Here is a 19,342-nt window from a genome sequence, read left to right as displayed (position 1 = left end):
TGATTTATTAAGTCTCAATTCCTGATACAGGGAGCGATGAGTGTGTCCGTAGAACATTATGTACAAGATGCAGAAGCTTCAACTAGAAAGATCGTGGCAGGATTATTCATGTCGCTGGATGGAGTGGTAGACTCGCTTGAAGCCTCACCTAAGAAGTGGGGGAGTACTGAAATGAACGAGACGATTGCTGCAGGTGTCGCTCAGGCGGACACTGTACTGCTTGGACCACGTACTTACAGAATGCTAGCCCAGTTCTGGCAGCATCAGAGTGACGATCTGCCTATGGCAAGATTTCTGAACCGTTCTGCTAAATATCTGGTCTCAAGTACAATTACGGAGGATAAGCTCAAATGGCAACCTGCGACGTTGATTAAGGGGAAGCTCTTCGAGGAAATTACGAAGCTAAAGCAACAGCCTGGAAAGAACATTCAGATTCCTGGCAGTCCGAGATTAGTTCGATCCCTATTGATGAATGGACTGCTAGATGAGCTTAGGCTTAATATTTGTCCCGTAGTCGTTGGCTCTGGAATGCGGCTTTTTGACGAAATCACGAATCTGGTTCCTCTTCAGCTTGTGGACTCAAAAGCTTACAGCAACGGTGTGGTAGGCTTAACGTATCGCATATAATCTTTGAATTGAAACACTCCTTCAGAATATTCTGAGGAGTGTTTTTTTGGTTTAGCAATGCACTTTAGACGTCTGTTTTGGAGACACCGTTTAAGCTGGGGACGTAATCGGCAGCTTTATCGATGTTTACCATCTGAGCCGCTTCATTAAAATTATTGTTATTCTGTGCGTTGTTTTTCTTACTCGGTTGATGTTTTCCCGGTTCACCTTTGGGACTGGCATTATTTTTAGGTATGACATTCACCTCCTTATTCTCCCCATAGTATGAGAAGGTAGTTTGAATTTTATGCCAGCCCTTGGTTGCTACGGATCCAGGAACGCTAATCGACATTTATGTGAAGTGCAAAAGTCTTTATATTGCGGTACACACACGTACCACCGCAATATATTTGTGGTTTTAACGGCAGTTGTTTTCGGTGATAGGTCCTGACTGCCGTTGTAAAATTGGATTATATAGGAAAAATAGGAAGCTAAAAAAAGTGAGGTGAGAATATTGCTCTCGGACAAGAAACAATCTCTTCTATTTATTTTTATCGTGTGGGCAATGGCGCTTGGAATGCTGCTACTCCCAGAATCAGCCCAAGGTTTGTACGGATTCACTCCGTTACTGGCAGTATGTCTCATGATGTTCTTGATTGTGCGAGACGGTTATCGTGCTGAGGGATGGAGGAGATTAGGCTTCAAATTTAGAGGAGGGAAAGAATACGCATTGGCTTTAGTCATTCCTGTAATTTCACTGGGAGCGGGATATGCTGTCTATTGGACAGGATGGGCATCAAGCTTGGTGCCTCCAGATTCATGGATCAAGACTGCTATATATTTGATCGTTTATATTGTTCTGGGTTCGCTATCCGCATTGGGTGAAGAAATAGGCTGGAGAGGCTGGCTGCTCCCGCGTTTTCAATGGATGGGAAGAGTTAGTTCCAGTATCACAATGGGCTTGATCTGGGCGATATGGCATTATCCGGCGATTCTTGGCCCGCGGGCCTATCATTCTTCAGGAAACCGCTGGCTTGTGTTGACCCTGTTCACCTTATCCGTTGTATTTGCGGGAATCATTATTAATGAACTGCGTCTGACTTCTGGCAGCATATGGCCGGCAGTGCTTTTGCATGGAGCTAATAATGCGGTGGATAGTGTGTTGCGCAATATTACTTCCAGTTCATCACCGATGCTGGAGTATGTAGCTGGAGAGAGTGGTTGGGTCCCAGTGATTTTATATGGCGCTGTGGCCATCTGGATGCTGAATCGAAACCTCAAGATAAAACGGCAGTCGATCAGTTTAGGGCAATAGCTTTGCGCATTCGTTTATAAACGAAGGAATATCATGCATAAAAGTATATTATTCCCTGTTGAATTCATTTAAAATGGTAGAGAATACACGGATTAGATTACAAATATGTATAATTTTGTTGTTCCGGGGGATTCAAATGAGAGTAAAGCTCCGTTATGTTTACATATCAGGATCACTTTGTATTTTTGCGTTTCTTATCATTCATTTTGTGGGGATCATTCACTCCAACCTCTTACTTGAAGTCGGCTTGGCGCAGAATGAACAAGGACAATATTTTATCGCAGAGATCGATGCTTCCAGTGAAGGTTATAAACAGAATCTGCGAGAAGGAGATATCATAGTAGCGGTTAATGGAACACCGATTGAGAAAGTGGATGGACCCGTGAGATATGGAAATCTGACGCAAGTTCATTCCATTGACCTCCTCCGTATTTCTAGAGAGGGTGCTCTGGTGGCGGAACATTATGATATCAAGAATAAATCCTCCGTATATCATACGTTTGCACAGCTTGTAGTTCCTGGAGCGACCTTTGTTTTTTTGGCCGTGTTGAGTCTTCTTTTATACCGTAGAAAAAGTGGAGAACGCGCAGCAGAACTACTAATTTTGTTCTTTTTATTGGTGGGCGTGACGTACTTTGCGGGATATGCCTCAAGCAGATCAGACCTCATCGCTAGAATTACTATGAGTTGCCTGTTACCTTTAATCCCGCTGGTGTTTATCCATTTTCTCCAAGTGCATCTGAAACGATTTAATGTTCTATTTCTTTCGACTTTTCTAATTAAGATTTTTTATGGGTTCGTCATTTTGTTAGGGATACTGGCAACCTTAAGTTTAGTTATTTACTCCTGGGATAGGTCTTTATATTCCTTGATACGTCTGATTGTTATCGGTTTCTTTGTAGTTGGCATCCTATACAGCATAGTTAAGCTGCTCTATTTATACATCAATTATCGGAGCACAGCACTTAAATCGATGTTTAAAATAATGCTCACCGGACAGATCCTTTCGTTTACACCTTTTGTTCTTCTATCAGCGGTGCCGATAGTTTTTGGGGTCGATTTGATTCCTTACGAAATCACTACGATTTTCTTGTTTTTAATGCCGGTTACCTATTTTTATCTGCTCACTGCTAAACAGCTTTTTGATATTGATTTCGCTTTTAGTCGATTCAAATATGATCTTTTCATTGCTTTTATTCCGGCGCTAATGATTGTGTCAGTGCTTGCGATCATTCAGAGTAGACCGGAATATGATTGGATCAAATGGGTGCAGATGTTTTTGGTAGTATATTTATCGATTACGACCTTCTTATTCTTCAAGGAGAAAATAGATTGTTATTTCCGGCCTAAGCTGTTCCGTGAACTTCACCATTATCAAGGAAGTTTGGAACGATTCTCTCAGCAAATCTCAAAGGTTATGAAGATATCTGATTTGGAAGCTGCACTCAACAAGGAGATCAATGAGATTCTGCCGGTGAATCGGTCAGCTTTTTTTGAGATAGATGAGGCTGAGAATTTGCGTACTCTTCATCCACTTGTGGACGATTCAGGCCAAGAAATCCATTTGCATTTTGTATCACAATCTCCTGTTCTTAAAGTAGGTGAGGTGATTCAACTCCAGCAAGGGATCCTACTAGTGATAGGCCGTCATAAAAAGAGTGTTCATCTCTTATGGATCGATCATAAGAAGAATCATATCAAGTTTAACAGAGAAGAGATAAATTGGTTAAGTACCATCGCAAACTATGCAAGCATCGTCTATGAAAATTTATATCTGATTGAAGGCCTAATTGAAGACCTTGAAGCTGAAATGAAAAAAGAACACCATGGGACCCCATGGGTTTTGCGCCTGATTTTTAACTTATCAGAGAATGAACGTAGAAAGTTGGCGGCGGATTTACATGATTCTGCACTTCAGGATCAGCTTATTTGGCTTCGTAGGCTGGAAACACTGATCTCCGATCACGACATTTCAACGGAAATCTTACCGGAGCTGCTTCAGATTAAAGAAGGGCTTTTGGATGTCATCTATCAGATTCGGGAGACTTGCAATGAACTGCGTCCTCCGCTTCTTAGAGAAGCTGGAATTGTGAAGGCGCTGGAGATTTTGTTTGAGTATGCTCAGTTACAGTCCAATTATACTATTACCTTTACTTCAAGTCCGATAGGCGAGCTGGATGACGAACTAGTGATCACCATTTATCGAATTGTACAGGAGCTTTTACGGAATGCCGCGAAGCACGCTAAGGCAAATCAGATTGAGCTTGAGCTTGATCAGAAAGAGTATCTCTATTTCCGTTACAAGGATGATGGAGTAGGCATGAATATCGTGGATATTAAGGAATCCTTTCAGCATATGGGCTTGTCTGGTATCAAAGAGCGTGTAGCGAGTTTAGAAGGAAAATGCACGTTTAACTCTGAGAAGGGTAAGGGGCTAGAGGTCATTATTTATTTACCGACAACGACTTTCGCGGAAGAAAAGAACAGAGGAGGCGATGGCGATGATACGTATCTTGTTGGTTGATGATCATCCTTCAGTTGGAGAAGGAACCAGGAATATGATTGAGCAGGATGCTGATATGGAGGTAACCTTTGTTTTGTCAGCGATGGAAGCTTTCGATAGGCTAGAGCAGCAAGAATTTGATGTGATTTTATGCGATCTTAATATGCCTACAATTAGCGGACTTGAATTCACTAAAAGGGCTGTTCAGCGTGATCCCGAATCTAAAGTGGTGATTTACACCGGATATGAAATCAGTGCCCATTATAACCTGTTGATAGAGTCGGGGGTTACGGGATTTATCTCTAAAACAGCTTCCAGAGAGCAGTTGTTAAATACCATTCGGTGCGCATTAAGAAATGAGGCTGTCATTCCAGTTTCCTTACTTAAGCAGCTAAGAAGAAATGATATTAAGATAACTAACAATCGTGGTACTCAACTCATTGAAGAGGTATCTATTAATCAAAAGGAACAAGAAATACTCCAAGAAGTAGCCAGTGGAAAAAGCAATAAAGACATAGCCAGCAAGCTCTTAATGTCACAAAGGACTGTGGAGTATAACTTGACGAGAATCTTCGAGAAGCTGAGTGTACATTCCAGATCCGAAGCAATCGTGGAGGGAAAGCGTCTGGGACTTGTTAGATCAGAGCAATATTAATATCTTGCTGTGTGGTTATCATATCGCTGAGCAATTATCAGAATGATGAAGACGGCAAGGGTCCCCAAAAGAAGAGGCATATCTCCTTCAAATTCGCCACCTAGAATCATCATTGCAATAAACTGAACAACGGCAACGATCAAGCCTATCCATACAAACCGAAATTTGTCTTGCTTGATGGCAATATACATCTGAATGATTCCTAAGTTTAATAGAAGATAAATTCCAACGGCTATAAGTATCCATAGCCATTTAGCTTCTTCTGTTCCAGCAAAGGTGGACCAAATCGCCAGTGGAAAGGCATAACAATTAATTCCTATAAGAGCAATTATCCATACGACCCAATACATAGTTTTGTTAGTCTTATTCATGGTGTTAAGCACCTCACTTTGATTTCTTGTTTGTCATTACCTGTAATGAATGCTTCTGAACCATTCAGGGATGTGGATTTATAATTCCAAAGATATGAAGGAGAGATTCCAATATGATCGATATGAACAGAATTTATCTTATCTCAGATATTCCTGGTTACTCACCGCAAATTAGTCGTCTTTTATCTATGATGAATTATGCAAGACACACAACATTAGCGGCTGTTAAGGACTTAAGTGTTGATCAGCTAGACTATTTATTGGATTCGGAGAGTAACTCTATTGGCGCATTATTATTACACTACGCTGCCGTGGAATATGCGTATCAAGTGTCAACGTTTGAGGGAAGAGATTTATCCGAAGAAGAGTTAACAATCTGGGGACCGGCACTGAACTTAGGGGATGAAGGTCGATCGGTTATTAAAGGAAATGAGCTTAGTTATTATTTAGACCGTTTAAATGAAGTAAGAGAAAGAACTTACGAATTATTTTTAACCGTGAATGATGACTGGTTAGATGTAGAAGAAGAGTTCTGGTATAACAAACCAGCGAATCGCTATTTCATGTGGTTTCATGTATTCGAAGATGAAATCAATCACAGAGGTCAAATTAGATTAATACGAAAAAGAGCGCTAGCTTAAATGAAAGAGGAACATAAATGAAGTTCATAGAGGAAAGTATAATGCCCTTATTTAAAAATTATCCGCTGCTCTCGAAAGTTATAGTAACGGTACTAATTATAGATATTGTTTATTATGCAGGAAAAGAAATTGGCCGTTTAGCTTATAATTTGACTCATTAAGTTCTTAATAATCCGGACAAGACAACCTCAGTTAATGAAGGTTGTCTTTTTTTGTGGAAATCATGAAAGTTTTCAGTTCATTTTCAGTTCACATAAATTTGTTAGGATTGGAAACATCAAAGGAAGAGAAAAAGTGCGTGATCCAAGAGAGGAAGAAATCAAAATGAACATATTAGAGGTTAAGAATGTTAAGAAATCGTATACTTTGTATGGTAAGGAAAAAGTTCCAGTACTCCATGATGTCAACTTAAGCTTTGAGACAGGTGAATTTGTCTCCATCCTCGGTGAGTCCGGTTGTGGTAAGTCCACACTGATGAATATCATCGGTGGAATGGACTCTGATTATGAGGGCGATGTCCTTGTTCACGGAAAGAACCTGAGCAAGATGACCGAAAAGGAAATGGATGATTATCGGAAGAATAATATCGGCTTCGTATTTCAAAACTTCAATCTGATCCCCCATTTATCAGTATTGGAGAATGTTACGGTTGCGATGCAGATGACGAATACGAGTGAGAAGGAACGGAATAAGCGTGCTATAGAGATTTTGACTGAGGTAGGATTAAAGGATCATCTGAAAAAACGTCCGAATCAACTGTCCGGTGGACAGAAGCAACGGGTATCCATTGCACGTGCATTGTCGAATAATCCAGACATTATTTTGGCCGATGAACCTACGGGTGCGTTGGATAAAGATACAGGTGATCAAATATTAGTCTTGTTGGACAGCATTGCGAAAAGAGGGATTTTGGTCATTACTGTGACCCACTCACAAAAAGTAGCTGATTACGGTAGCCGTATCGTTAAGCTTGAAGAGGGATTGGTGAAAGACGATATTCATTTGAAGGAACGTTCCATGGCTACCTACGATGGGGGTGATGGTTCAGCCCGAAACCTCAGCTTAATGGCTTCTTTCAAAATGGCCCTTCAAAATATGAAGCTCAACGCCAAACGTAATGTATTGGTAGCATTGGGCGGTTCGATAGGTATTTTAAGTGTACTTTTGATGCTTTCCTTAGGGAATGGGATCACGAGCTATATTAATAACGAAATTAATTCAAGTATGGACCCTTTACTGGTGGATATCACTAAGCCGAATCCAGAAGCCAAGGACATGAAAGGTCCAGAAGCGATGATGTTACCAGGCGTTTCGTTTACAAAGGCCGATGTTGAAACGATTCGGAACCTTCCAAATGTAGATCATGTGGAGACCATTACAACCATTACAGGCAAATCTACTACGGTTTTTGGTGATCAAACGGGTAGTCTCACACAATTAACCACCTTAAACGATACGTTTGATAAAGCGACGATTAAAGCAGGGGCTTTACCAAAAGAAAATGAAATGTTATTACCAACGAAAATAGCGAGTCAATTAAGCGGAAATGACCAACCAAATACTATGGTAGGGAAGTCTATTCATCTGTATATTACTGAAATGGATGCTCAACATAAACCGATAACGTTGGAAAAAGAAATTACTGTCTCTGGTGTTTATGAAGCCACTGATCCAAGAGCGCAAATGTCACCGACAGGGTATATTCCAACACAGACACTGGAGCAAATGTATGCCGATAAAGGGATTGCCATTGGGCCGATTCAGGTTAATGCTTTTGCAACGGATATGAAATATGTGAATGATATTAATAAAGCGGCTGTTGATGCGGGCTTCTCGGGCTCCCAAACAGCAAAAATCATGGAGCGTATTACGACTTATGTGGATATGGCTACGATCGTTTTGTCTGGTATTGCAGGGATTTCACTCATCGTATCAGGGATTATGATTTTGGTTGTGCTTTATATTAGTGTAGTCGAACGGACTAAAGAAATTGGAATTCTTCGTGCAATTGGGGCAAGAAAGAAAGATATCAAGCGAATATTCTTTTCCGAATCTGCATTATTGGGAATATTTAGTGGTATTATTGCGGTAGTCTTTGCAGCAGTCATTAGCTATGGATTAAATATTTTCTTGGAAAATGCTTTCGGAGTCAAGCTTATTAATCTCTCTGGATCTTATATCGTATTCGGATTAGTTGTAAGTACAGGGATTAGTATTATTGCTGGTTTGATGCCTTCATCGAAGGCGGCCAAGCTCGATCCAATGGAATCTCTAAGATACGAATAAATACAACTTTGGAAAGGAACATTGATGTATGAGCACAATTCTAGTGGTTGATGATGATTCCCATATCCGAAAATTAATCCGATTATATCTTGAAAAAAATCAGTTTTCCGTAGTGGAAGCGGAAGATGGTCGAATGGCATTAGATATTCTGGCTCATACGAAAATTGATTTAGCAATTGTGGATGTGATGATGCCGCATATCGATGGTATTGAACTGACAGAAGATATTCGATCTTATATCGATATGCCAATCCTTATGGTTACAGCCAAAGGAGAGTCTAAGGATAAAGTCAGGGGATTTAATGCCGGGTCAGACGATTATTTAGTAAAACCGTTTGATCCCATAGAATTGGTTCTCCGTGTGAAATCATTATTGAAGAGATATCATGTGACCCCTTCGAATGTTATTCAATTAGGGGGAGCAACGATTGATCTAGGGAATTTAACAGTCACTAATGCCGATCAAACGGTTGAACTAAAAAAGAAGGAATGTGAATTGTTATTTGCTTTGGCGGGTTCGCCAAAGCAAATTTTCACACGGACTCAGCTAATAGAAAATGTCTGGGGAATGGATTATGAGGGCGATGAGAGGACGGTTGATGTGCATATCAAACGCTTGAGAGAACGTCTTGAACCCATTCCGCAGCTAATTATTTCTACGGTAAGAGGACTTGGATATCGTTTGGAGCTAGCCTAGATGCTGAGAAAAAGCCTTCGTCTTCGAATCGTTGCTACTTTTATTGGTATTGTTTTAGTAAGTTTAATTATTTCCTTTGTTCTTTTTACGCAGTTTTCAGAAAAAAATAATACCCCAAACCATATGTTCATTAATATTGCTAAAGATATAGCTAAGGTGATAACTTTAATCGATGATCCGGAAAAAGTAGATGCGTTTGCAGACCTGCTTAATCGATTTGGTATAGATATAGCGATCGTTAATGAGCCAAGCAACGCTGTATTTTCGTTAAACAAGGAACAAATCGCAACCCTGTTCAAACCAAACACAAGCGATGCCGTTTTTCTATCGGGCAAGAGTGGACTTGCTATCGTAGGGATTCCTAAGATAGATGATGCGAAAGGCGCTTTCATCATCAAGCTTGATTTTTCATCGATTGTAAAAGGGTTGAGAATTACGCTCTTGTCTACACTTTTAGCTGTACTAATCATTGGAAGCTTGCTTATCTTGTTCATGTCCAGGTATATAGTGAAGCCTATCAACAAGCTGACAGATGCAGCTAAGGAAATGGCGTCAGGCAATTTATCTGTCAGATTAACTTATCGTAATAAAGATGAGTTAGGTGAATTGATGGAAAGCTTTAATCGTATGGCAAGTGAGCTGCAGAAAATGGACTCTGTTCGTGATGATTTTGTCAGCAATGTTTCCCATGAAATGCAGTCACCCCTTACATCGATTAGAGGCTTTACAAGAGCGCTGCAAGACGGTGTCATTCCACTGGAAGAGCAAAAGGAGCATCTGGATATTATTTATGAGGAAACATTACGCCTTTCTAGGCTTAGTGATAATCTGCTCCGGTTAGCGTCACTCGATACGGAACATCATCCGGTGAATCCCACCACCTTCCAATTAGACGAACAATTAAGAAGAACGATTGTATTTGCGGAACCACAGTGGGAGCAGAAGGATATTACGATTGAATTGGATTTATTGCCTTGCGAGATTACGGTGGATAAAGATTTATTTGATCAGGTCTGGCAGAATTTGATAAATAATGCTATTAAATATACGGAACCAGAGGGTACCATTCATGTGGAAATCGAGGTATCTGAGCCGTTTGTGAAGGTATATATTAAAGATTCAGGACGAGGGATTCCAGAGGAAGCACTTCCGCTCATCTTTGATCGATTCTATATGGTGGAAAAAGCGCGGAGCAGTGCCCTTAAAGGGAATGGACTAGGACTTTCCATTGTAATGAAAATTCTAAAAATACATGATTGTAAAATTGATGTAGAGAGCAAAGTAGGAGAAGGTACTCAGTTTATTGTAACCATCCCAAGAACCTAAATCACATGCTAAATAAGTCCATAGAAATAGATAAGGCTGATAGCTCTCGCAAGAGAGCTGTCGGTCTTTTTTTCATAAATATGATCTGACAAATTTACATGTAATATCAAGTCATATGAATAGTTAACGGACTGAATCAAAATATAAACTCTGAGAACAATTAAGAGAAGCGAGTACATAAAATTCTTGCTTCTTCCTATCTAGATCATTATAATATAAGCATTCGCTTATATAAGCATTGGAGGGAGGGGAAGAAGAAATGGATTCACTTACGAATATTGCTGATGACTTGAAGCTACTAGGAGATAAGACACGTCTCGCTATGCTTTCTCTTCTGAAGGAACGGGAATGGTGCGTGTGTGAATTTGTTGATATTTTTGATATATCCCAGCCGGCGATTAGTCAGCATTTACGAAAACTGAAGAGTAGAGGGATCGTAAGGGAAAGCAAACGAGGACAGTGGGTACATTATTCGTTAAATGTGGAGGATAAACCGCATCTTAGAGCTGTTCTTCAAGAGATGCCTAGTTCTGAATCAATATTGACTGCTCTGAATAAAGAACTTAAGGCAACGTGCTGCGATTCAAACTAGTTGTGGATTTTTTTAGACTACATATAACTATATAGTTATATGGTGATATGTATTCGTAGATTATAGGGGTGTTGAGAAAGATGTGGTTGTACAGTTCAGGGGGGATGGCACAGTGGCCATTCTAGCCATACTTATATTTATAGTAACTTTAATCTTTGTGATCTGGCAGCCTCGAAATTTATCGATTGGATGGTCAGCCTGCGGCGGGGCTATCATCGCTTTATTAGTAGGTGTCGTCAGCTTTAATGATGCGCTCGAAGTAACACAGATGGTGTGGAATGCTACTTTGGCGTTTGTCGCAATTATCTTAATTTCATTAATTCTAGACAGTATCGGATTTTTCGAATGGGCTGCGTTACATATGGCGCGGGCGGCACAGGGGAACGGAACACGAATGTTTGTGTATGTTATCGTTCTTGGTGCATTGGTTTCTGCTTTTTTTGCGAACGATGGAGCGGCCCTTATTCTTACGCCTATTGTGCTTGCGATGGTAAGGGCGCTGAGTTTTGATGAGAAAAAAGTATTTCCGTTCATTATCGCCAGTGGTTTTATAGCGGATACCACCTCATTGCCGCTTGTGGTTAGCAATCTTGTGAATATCGTATCGGCCGACTTTTTTGGGATTACCTTTATGGAGTATGCAGGGAGGATGATCGTACCTACGTTATTCTCTTTGATGGCGAGTATCGTGGTGCTCTATATTTTTTTTCGCAAAAGTATTCCGAAGCAATTTAATGACTCTCAGCTAAAAGAACCGCAAGAGGCTATCAAGGATAAGAAATTGTTCCGACTGTCTTGGATGGTACTGGCTATTCTTCTAATAGGATATTTCGTCAGTGGATTTTTGAATATTCCAGTATCAGTGATTGCGGGAATTATTGCAATTCTGTTCCTGCTCCTCGCGAGAAGAAGCCCTTACGTCAAGGTGAAAGAAGTGATTACAGGAGCTCCTTGGGCAATTGTGTTCTTCTCTATCGGAATGTATGTCGTGGTATATGGACTTCGGAATGCGGGTCTAACAGATTTACTTGCTAAAGCGATTGGCGTGATTGCTGATCAGGGTCTGTTCGCTGCAACCATGGGTATGGGCTTCATTGCCGCATTGATCTCATCGATGATGAACAATTTGCCTACTGTAATGATTGACGCACTCGCAATTGATGCAACGCATACAACCGGAATCATTAAAGAGGCTTTAATATATGCGAATGTTATAGGTTCAGATTTAGGGCCTAAAATCACTCCAATTGGTTCATTAGCCACGCTGCTGTGGCTGCATGTACTGTCGGCTAAAGGTGTGAAGATATCCTGGGGAACGTACTTTAAGACAGGAATTATATTAACCATCCCGACGTTGTTTATTACGCTTCTCGGTCTTTATTTGTGGTTATTGGTTACCTAATTTGAAAAGGGGAAGATCATGATGAACAAAAAAACCATTTATTTTTTATGCACAGGAAACTCTTGTCGGAGTCAGATGGCCGAAGGCTGGGCTAAGCGATATTTAGGGAAGGAATGGGACGTGTATAGCGCTGGAATTGAAGCCCATGGTCTAAACCCAAAAGCTGTACAAGCCATGAGCGAAGTAGGAATTGATATCACCGGACAGACCTCGGATATGATTGATTCTAATCTGCTGAATAACGCTGATCTAGTCATTACCTTATGCGGGGATGCTGCGGATAAATGTCCAACGACACCTCCGAAGGTGATGCGGGAACACTGGGGCTTCGATGATCCGGCAAAAGCGCAAGGCACCGATGAAGAGAAGTGGGCAGTGTTCCAGCGTGTGCGTGACCAGATAGAGGAAAGAATCAAACAATTTGCGGAGTCTGGCGAATAGTTATTAGATGAAGCATCCTTTTTAAGAAAATACAAGAAAGTATAAGTTTCACCCGATACCTTATCCTTATATTTCTCGCAAAAACGCTTACCGCCCTTTGGGGACACCGGAGGCGTTTTTGCTTGGCTTAGGGTATTTCACTACGGGCCATTTCACCTTCCTTAAGGCGTCTATAACCTCTGGTCCAACGTTTAGGTTACTTTGAACCAATTCATGAGGAGTGAGTGCCATCCATTGGTTTAGAGAAACGTCAGCAAAGCGGTCACTCTTAAACATTTCAAGAAACCATAAGGAATCTTCGCCTGTATTTTGAATATAATGTCCGAAAGCAAAAGGAACATACCCTACATCGCCTGCTCTGTAATTAAACGTTCGTGCTACACCGTTTCCGGCAAATACAGTCATTCTTCCTTTTCCGGTAAGATAATATTGTCATTCATCGTTATTTGGATGCCAGTGCAGCTCTCTCATCCCTCCGGGTTCAATTTCTACCAATGCGGCAGCTACGGTTTTGGAGATGGGAAAGTTACTGGAATCGACAATTCTGACGCTCCCGCCGGGAGTCTTCAGCGGAGGTTGAGCCAATAAGGAATGTTTAAAGGTTTGTGGGATCTCTCCGTATGGAGATTCTACCTTTTGGCTTTGCAATGAACCCGGAACCTGATCCTGATAAATATAGACCTGTTCGGTGGGAATAGAGTCAAATGCAGCGGCAGGCACCCCAAAGTTAGCCGAAAGCACTTCTTTCGGAGTATGGGCAAACCAATCGGAAATGGACAAGGTGTTTAGATCAGAGAAACTTCCATCGTCGAATACAAGCAGAAACTCACAGCCTTCTTCAAGACCCTGTAATGAGTGGGGAATACCCGGAGGGAAATACCAAAGATCGCCTGGTCCCACATCGGCGATGAAGTTTCGACCATTCTGATCCACGGCAGTAATTCGAGCTCGACCTAGCAGCATATAGGACCATTCTGCTTGTTGGTGCCAATGGAGTTCGCGTACTCCTCCGGGGGTAAGGCTCATGTTTACGCCGGCTAGTGTAGTGGCGATGGGGAGGTCCCTGACCGTCACCTCTCTCGACCAGCCGCCATGGTTAAGCTGCATATGCGCATCGGAGAAAGAGAATTTTAAATTGGGGACAAGACCGGCATCGGTCACGGGAGGGACAAACATATCCGGATTCTCCAAATCCCGCATAATATCACGCGGTCCTTTATCTAATCCCCCTGCGCCATCGCTTCGAATGGGCTGGGGGATATTTGTCTTTCTTGGTGAATCCTGTCCAGCATCGGTCATCCATCGCACTCCTTTCTTGATTCTAAATAACTCAATGGAAATATATGCAGAATCCTGTCTTTTATGATGAATAACAAAAGTGGAACAAGTTGACATGCGCCAAGGGATCATTGATTATTACTTATATAGATTGAGGATCTAAACGGAGCAGAGAGGGAGAGGGGTTTAAGATGAATCATGTTAAGGAGTCCTTACAACGACTAGGAAAAATAAGAGCTTATATCATCGGTCTGTTAGTGATCATGTTCGCCGCAGGTTCAGCGGTTACACCTACATCGGTGTCGGCGGCTGTCCAGTTAGGGACTCAGGTAATGCCACTGTCATACGGGGGGTATTACGTCCTTTTTCCGGGTAAACTCGCTCCTTATTTTAAATCAGGTAAATTAATGGTGCCGATTCGGGCTTTTTCGAGTGCGATTGGTGCAGATTTGCTCTATGACGCACTAACGAATAGTGTTACGGTTTCACTACTTGACCGGTCGGTTGGGAAGATTAAAGCAGGACAGCTAGAGGCAGAATTTAATGGGGAGACAGAAGATTCATTAGGGATTGCCCCGGAGATCAAGGATGGAATCCTATTTGTTCCAGCATCTCCTATCCTAGAGGGTTTAAAGACATTTCGCTGGGAAACCCAATTCAATAACGTGAATAAACTAACCCTTGGCATTGGTGCGAGAAAAGGGGAGGAATGGGCGAAGCCTGAGGCAGATCGAGCGCTTGCTCCTTACCCAGTGGAAACAACAGCACATCCATATCCTTTATATCCCTGTACGCTGACACAGACTCCATCCGGGAAAGAATACAAAATAACCTTAGGTGTGCAAAATACCTCTGGCTTCGTCATCCCTAAAGGGAACGCGGAACTGGAGCTGGTGAGTGTGGACAGCAAAGGGAATTCTTACTACCAAACGTTAAAAGGACCTGATTCGTTAACCTCTAAAGCGGGATTATTGTCATTTTCTGTTTCCATTCCGGCAGAGGCTGAATACGTTCTTTTCAGGTCACGCACATTGAGAGCGGAATAAGTAACAGTAACATAGGTGTTCTAACAAGATATACAGAGAGCAGGTTAAGAAATAGATGACAGGTAACGAAGGGCAGCACTATCGCTTCAGTGAAGCACCCATTTGGGAATTACAGCGGGCTTATTATGAAGAAAAGGGTTTAAAGGCTTGGAATAATGATCAGGTTCCGCAGTATATTACGAGTAATCCTATGATTGCGACTGCATATGCGGAAATGATCTTCGGATTCCTGCAAGATCGGGCTGGACAAGGACATCTCTCTGAAACAGTCACTATACTGGAATTGGGAGCGGGAGCAGGGCGGTTAGCGTTCCATATCCTTAAGAAGCTATGCGAAATCATAGATTATGCGGGGACTCCACTTCCTCCTTTTCGTTATGTGATGAGTGATTTACCCGTAAAAAATATAACCAGCTGGCAGCAGCACCCAAGCTTACTTCCATTCGTAGAGCAGGGTATACTGGATTTTGCACGTTTTGATGCTGTACAGGATACTGAACTGCATTTAGTGCACGCTAAGCTCAGCATCAAACCTGGTGATTTACAGCAGCCGCTGCTGCTTGTGGCGAATTATTTTTTTGACAGTATCCCGCAGGAATTAATTTATGTGGATGAAGGTAAAATATTTGAATGTGAGATGTCGATTCAGTATTCTGAGGATGCAGATTCGGATAACCCCTCAGAGGTACTCGGTACAATTATCCCGCAATATCATTATCGTCGTGCGGCTGATTACGAAGCGGAAACTTATCCCTATCACGATGTTATAAAGCTCTATCAGCAGAAGCTGGAGGATTCGCATATTCTGTTTCCAGTGGTGGGGCTTACTTGTTTGGAGAGGCTAGCTAAGTTATCTACAGGAGGGTTTGTACTCCTTACAGCGGATAAGGGCGATCACCGAATAGAGAATTGGGAATTTGCGGAGCCGCCTATGCTAATTCATCATGGTAGCTTCTCCTTAACAGCGAACTATCATGCGATTCAGCATACGTTGGAGCAACAAGGAGCGCATTCCTTATTTACCTCTCATCATTATAAAAACTTGAACATCGGATGTATTCTTATGCTGGAATCGCCGATGAGCTATGCGAACACTCGGTTAGGTTACAAACGGTTTATAGAGCGTTTTGGCCCGGATGATTTCTTCAGTATGAAGGAATGGATGGATCAGCAAGTAGATACGATGGGGCTTCAGCAGATTTTGGCTTTTTGGCGCTTAGGTGGGTATGATGCAGAATGGTTTATCCATAGTGCTGAACAGATCTCGGAGCTGCTGCCGGATGCCAGTGATGAAGAAATGCTGGATCTTCAGCGAGGGATTCAGCTCATGTGGACAGGTTATTATCCGATGGAACAGAGCTATGACCTCTCACTGGACGCTGGTTTATTGCTGTATGAAATGGATAAGTTCGAGGAGGCGTTAGTCTACTTAGAGCGGTCTATGCATGCCAATGCGGAAGAACCATTAGCATCGGTGCTCTATAGCATGGCGATTTGTAACTATGAGCTTGGAGCTGAAGGGGCTGCACTGGAATACGCGCGTAGAGCTTTGACCGTAGAGCCGGATAATGAAGTGGTGCTGGAACTGATAACAGCTCTGAGCGAGGAATAGATCGTAAGCGGACAGAAGAGAAAGCACACCATTTACACAGGACCATCTATTTGGTATCCTATACAAAATAATTAAACGCGATGACGAGAAGAGTAAATAAAATCATTCCTTCACAGAGAGCCCTGGATGATGAGAACGGGGTAAGGAGGATTTTATCGAAACAAGCCTCTGAGCGGCATGTCGGAACCGGGTGACGGGGATGGTATGACGGGAGCTCCTGTTATAGAGCTAGAGTATAAGCACTGCGAAAGATGCATTGCCGTACTTGATGAGATTAATATGGCGACATATTAATGAACCTGGGGTGGTACCGCGAGAATTTCGTCCCCAAGACCATAAGTCTTGGAGGTGAGGTTCTTTTTATTTTGCAGATAAACAAGGCGGATATCGCTAATATACAGGAGGTAACAACAATGAATAAGCCATCAGAAGTAGTGGCAGAAAGTTACATTGACAGATTTATTCAAGAAGAGCTTGAGGCTGAAACTTACAGCACAGACATTTGCACCAGATTTCCACCGGAACCTAACGGATATTTGCATATTGGCAGTGCGTATGCCATTGACACGAATTATACAACTGCAAAAAAGTATGGCGGAAAGTTCCACTTGCGTTTCGATGACACGAATCCTTTAAAAGAGGATCTGGAATATGTAAATGCCATCATCGAAGATATTGAATGGATGGGCTACTCACCGGACCATATTTTCTATGGATCAGACTATTCAGAAAAAATTTACAATAGCGCAGTAAAGCTAATCCGAAAAGGAAAAGCCTATGTCTGCGATTTATCACCTGAAGAGGTGACAGCATATAGAGGGACGCTTACAGAGCCGGGAAGGAACAGTCCCTATCGGGAGCGTTCTGTGGAAGAAAATATGAAGTTATTCGCAGAGATGAGGGATGGCGTTTATCCTACGGGTGCCAGAGTATTACGCGCCAAAATAGATATGCGCTCACCGAATATCAACTTGCGTGATCCGGTGATTTATAGAATTATCCATGCGGAACATTATAGAACAGGCAACGATTGGTGCGTCTATCCGATGTACGATTTTGCACATCCTATACAAGATGCGATCGAAGGGATTACGCATTCCCTATGCTCCATTGAGTTTAAGGATCATCGGCCCCTGTATGAGTGGGTACTAAATGAGCTGGATACCCCCGAAGCTCCAAAGCAAAGGGAGTTTGGACGCGTAAACATCACTGGTGTCGTTACTAGCAAACGGTACATTAGACAATTGGTTGCAGGACATTATGTGGATGGTTGGGATGATCCAAGGCTTCCCACGCTTCGCGGACTTCGGAGAAGAGGTTTTACGCCGGAGAGTATTCGGAATTTTGTGAAAGAAATCGGATTTGTCCGACATAGCACCATTGTAGATATAGCCATGTTAGAGCATTCGCTTAGACAAGATTTGAAGGCGAAGGCACCTAGCGTAATGGCTGTTCTAAAGCCGCTAAAGGTGGTTATTACTAACTATCCCGAGAATCAAAGCGAATGGCTTACGATTGAGAATAACAGTGAAGATAAGACGCTTGGGGATAGAGAGGTTCCTTTTTCACGTACGCTTTATATTGAACAAGAGGATTTCATGGAGGAGCCGCCTAAAGGTTATCACAGGCTGACTATAGGGAATGAGGTAAGGTTAAAAGGTGCCTACTTCATTAAGTGCAATGAGGTGATCAAGGACGAAGCAACCGGAGAAGTGATGGAGCTTCGCTGTACCTATGATCCGAGAACGAAGAGTGGAAGTGGATTTAATGAACGTAAGGTCAAAGCGACCATCCACTGGGTATCGGCAGAACACGCAATCAAGGCGGAAGTTCATCTATATGAGCGGCTGCTAAAAGAGAATGACGGTCCTAAAGAAGACGATGAGCGCTGGGACGCGTATCTTAATCCAGATTCTTTAATGATTCTGAAGGATTGTTTGCTGGAGCCTTCCATGAATAGTGCACTTCCAGAAGATAAATATCAATTCATCCGCCATGGATTCTTTTGTGTGGATAAGAAGCATACGACAGCAGATAAGCTGGTACTGAACCGGATTGTACCGCTGAAGGATACATGGAAGAAGAATTCGTAATTCACAGCACATCCTTTCTCCACAAGTATTCTTTATGATATAGAGGTCATAAAGAATTTCTAGGAGGTAAAAGCTATGAATTGGTCTTGGTTAATTACATTGATCTGCCCTTTAATGATGATATTTATGATGTTTGGACTGGGCGGGAAGCATGGACACGGGCATGGGTCGAGAAAGCAAGCGTCACCTGATTATCAGGAGCTTCAGAAAGAATTGAATGAGCTGAAAACGCAGAATGAACAAATGAGAAGAGATATTCAAAGTCTCACACCATAAGCAATGCGGAGTAATTGGCTTAAGCCGGGCAAAGATCGGGTAATTCCTGATGTTGTCCGGTTTTTTTTGTCGATCAGAAGTGTACAAGCGTATGAAAATTCCTAATGAAACATATTTACATTTTTCAGAAATGAGCATATACTTTAAATATAAGTTGCACAGAGGAAACTTTCGTGTATATAGACAACTTTTTTTTGGGCAA

Annotated in this window: 17 protein-coding genes, 1 pseudogene and 1 other annotated feature; of the genes and pseudogenes, 15 read left to right on the top strand and 3 right to left on the bottom strand. The window is 42.0% G+C overall.

From position 1 onward, the window contains the following. Positions 1–42: 42 nt before the first annotated feature. Positions 43–627: a dihydrofolate reductase family protein gene (locus ACN6MV_RS27740; protein WP_197069716.1), complete on the top strand. Its 585-nt coding sequence runs from the start codon at positions 43–45 to the stop codon at positions 625–627. Between the two features lie 64 nt (positions 628–691). Here the strand turns inward: ACN6MV_RS27740 and ACN6MV_RS27735 are convergent, their stop codons facing one another. Continuing rightward, entirely contained in the window at positions 692–871 is a 180-nt protein-coding gene (locus ACN6MV_RS27735) for a hypothetical protein (RefSeq protein ID WP_076120322.1), read from the bottom strand. A 240-nt stretch (positions 872–1,111) separates the two neighbouring features. Between ACN6MV_RS27735 and ACN6MV_RS27730 the strand changes: the two genes are divergently transcribed. The 3 genes from ACN6MV_RS27730 (at position 1,112) to ACN6MV_RS27720 (ending at position 5,079) form a co-directional block, all read left to right on the top strand. After that, a complete protein-coding gene (locus ACN6MV_RS27730; protein WP_419885289.1) occupies positions 1,112–1,921 on the top strand; it encodes a type II CAAX prenyl endopeptidase Rce1 family protein in 810 nt (269 codons plus the stop codon). Between the two features lie 136 nt (positions 1,922–2,057). Beyond that, positions 2,058–4,445 carry an ATP-binding protein gene (locus ACN6MV_RS27725; protein WP_419885288.1) on the top strand — a complete coding sequence of 796 codons (2,388 nt, stop codon included), beginning with the start codon at positions 2,058–2,060 and terminating at the stop codon, positions 4,443–4,445. Continuing rightward, positions 4,423–5,079: a response regulator gene (locus ACN6MV_RS27720; RefSeq protein ID WP_419885287.1), complete on the top strand. Its 657-nt coding sequence runs from the start codon at positions 4,423–4,425 to the stop codon at positions 5,077–5,079. Before ACN6MV_RS27725 ends, ACN6MV_RS27720 begins: the two co-directional genes overlap by 23 nt. Here the strand turns inward: ACN6MV_RS27720 and ACN6MV_RS27715 are convergent. Further along, complete coding sequence (locus tag ACN6MV_RS27715; protein WP_042131112.1) at positions 5,076–5,450, bottom strand: hypothetical protein; 375 nt, start codon at positions 5,448–5,450, stop codon at positions 5,076–5,078. The genes ACN6MV_RS27720 and ACN6MV_RS27715 overlap by 4 nt on opposite strands. 113 nt (positions 5,451–5,563) lie before the next feature. Between ACN6MV_RS27715 and ACN6MV_RS27710 the strand changes: the two genes are divergently transcribed. The 7 genes from ACN6MV_RS27710 (at position 5,564) to arsC (ending at position 12,835) form a co-directional block, all read left to right on the top strand. Beyond that, a complete protein-coding gene (locus tag ACN6MV_RS27710; protein WP_419885286.1) occupies positions 5,564–6,091 on the top strand; it encodes a DinB family protein in 528 nt (175 codons plus the stop codon). 294 nt (positions 6,092–6,385) lie between these two features. Then, positions 6,386–8,377 (top strand): ATP-binding cassette domain-containing protein, encoded by a 1,992-nt coding sequence (locus ACN6MV_RS27705; protein WP_419885285.1) that lies wholly within the window; start codon positions 6,386–6,388, stop codon positions 8,375–8,377. Positions 8,378–8,405: 28 nt separating this feature from the next. Beyond that, positions 8,406–9,074, top strand: coding sequence for a response regulator transcription factor (locus ACN6MV_RS27700; RefSeq protein ID WP_042131111.1), 669 nt, complete (start codon positions 8,406–8,408; stop codon positions 9,072–9,074). After that, positions 9,075–10,400 (top strand): HAMP domain-containing sensor histidine kinase, encoded by a 1,326-nt coding sequence (locus ACN6MV_RS27695; RefSeq protein ID WP_341115233.1) that lies wholly within the window; start codon positions 9,075–9,077, stop codon positions 10,398–10,400. A 259-nt stretch (positions 10,401–10,659) separates the two neighbouring features. Further along, positions 10,660–10,992, top strand: a complete 333-nt coding sequence (locus ACN6MV_RS27690) for a metalloregulator ArsR/SmtB family transcription factor (RefSeq protein ID WP_341115231.1) — start codon at positions 10,660–10,662, stop codon at positions 10,990–10,992. A 112-nt stretch (positions 10,993–11,104) separates the two neighbouring features. After that, entirely contained in the window at positions 11,105–12,394 is a 1,290-nt protein-coding gene (locus ACN6MV_RS27685) for an arsenic transporter (RefSeq protein WP_341115228.1), read from the top strand. A gap of 21 nt (positions 12,395–12,415) precedes the next feature. After that, a complete protein-coding gene (gene arsC, locus ACN6MV_RS27680) occupies positions 12,416–12,835 on the top strand; it encodes an arsenate reductase (thioredoxin) (RefSeq protein ID WP_419886824.1) in 420 nt (139 codons plus the stop codon). Positions 12,836–12,922: 87 nt separating this feature from the next. Here the strand turns inward: arsC and ACN6MV_RS27675 are convergent. Continuing rightward, positions 12,923–14,134, bottom strand: a pseudogene (locus ACN6MV_RS27675) (oxalate decarboxylase family bicupin). A gap of 170 nt (positions 14,135–14,304) precedes the next feature. On the opposite strand from ACN6MV_RS27675, the gene ACN6MV_RS27670 reads away from it, so the two are divergent. The 4 genes from ACN6MV_RS27670 to ACN6MV_RS27655 all read left to right on the top strand — a co-directional run bounded on the left by ACN6MV_RS27670 (position 14,305) and on the right by ACN6MV_RS27655 (position 19,140). After that, positions 14,305–15,159: a copper amine oxidase N-terminal domain-containing protein gene (locus ACN6MV_RS27670; protein ID WP_419885284.1), complete on the top strand. Its 855-nt coding sequence runs from the start codon at positions 14,305–14,307 to the stop codon at positions 15,157–15,159. Between the two features lie 55 nt (positions 15,160–15,214). After that, entirely contained in the window at positions 15,215–16,771 is a 1,557-nt protein-coding gene (locus tag ACN6MV_RS27665; protein WP_419885283.1) for a tetratricopeptide repeat protein, read from the top strand. 71 nt (positions 16,772–16,842) lie between these two features. Continuing rightward, positions 16,843–17,103: a binding site (T-box leader), on the top strand. 81 nt (positions 17,104–17,184) lie between these two features. Further along, entirely contained in the window at positions 17,185–18,864 is a 1,680-nt protein-coding gene (locus ACN6MV_RS27660; RefSeq protein WP_419885282.1) for a glutamine--tRNA ligase/YqeY domain fusion protein, read from the top strand. 75 nt (positions 18,865–18,939) lie between these two features. Further along, positions 18,940–19,140 carry a DUF2933 domain-containing protein gene (locus ACN6MV_RS27655; RefSeq protein WP_042131102.1) on the top strand — a complete coding sequence of 67 codons (201 nt, stop codon included), beginning with the start codon at positions 18,940–18,942 and terminating at the stop codon, positions 19,138–19,140. The last annotated feature ends 202 nt before the right edge of the window (positions 19,141–19,342 follow it).

The organism is Paenibacillus sp. B-A-8 (assembly GCF_048572915.1).
In the GTDB taxonomy this organism is placed as follows: Bacteria; Bacillota; Bacilli; order Paenibacillales; family Paenibacillaceae; genus Paenibacillus_AQ.
The sequence above is the reverse complement of the archived record's forward strand: the minus strand, read 5'-3'. Positions and strand labels throughout refer to the sequence as shown.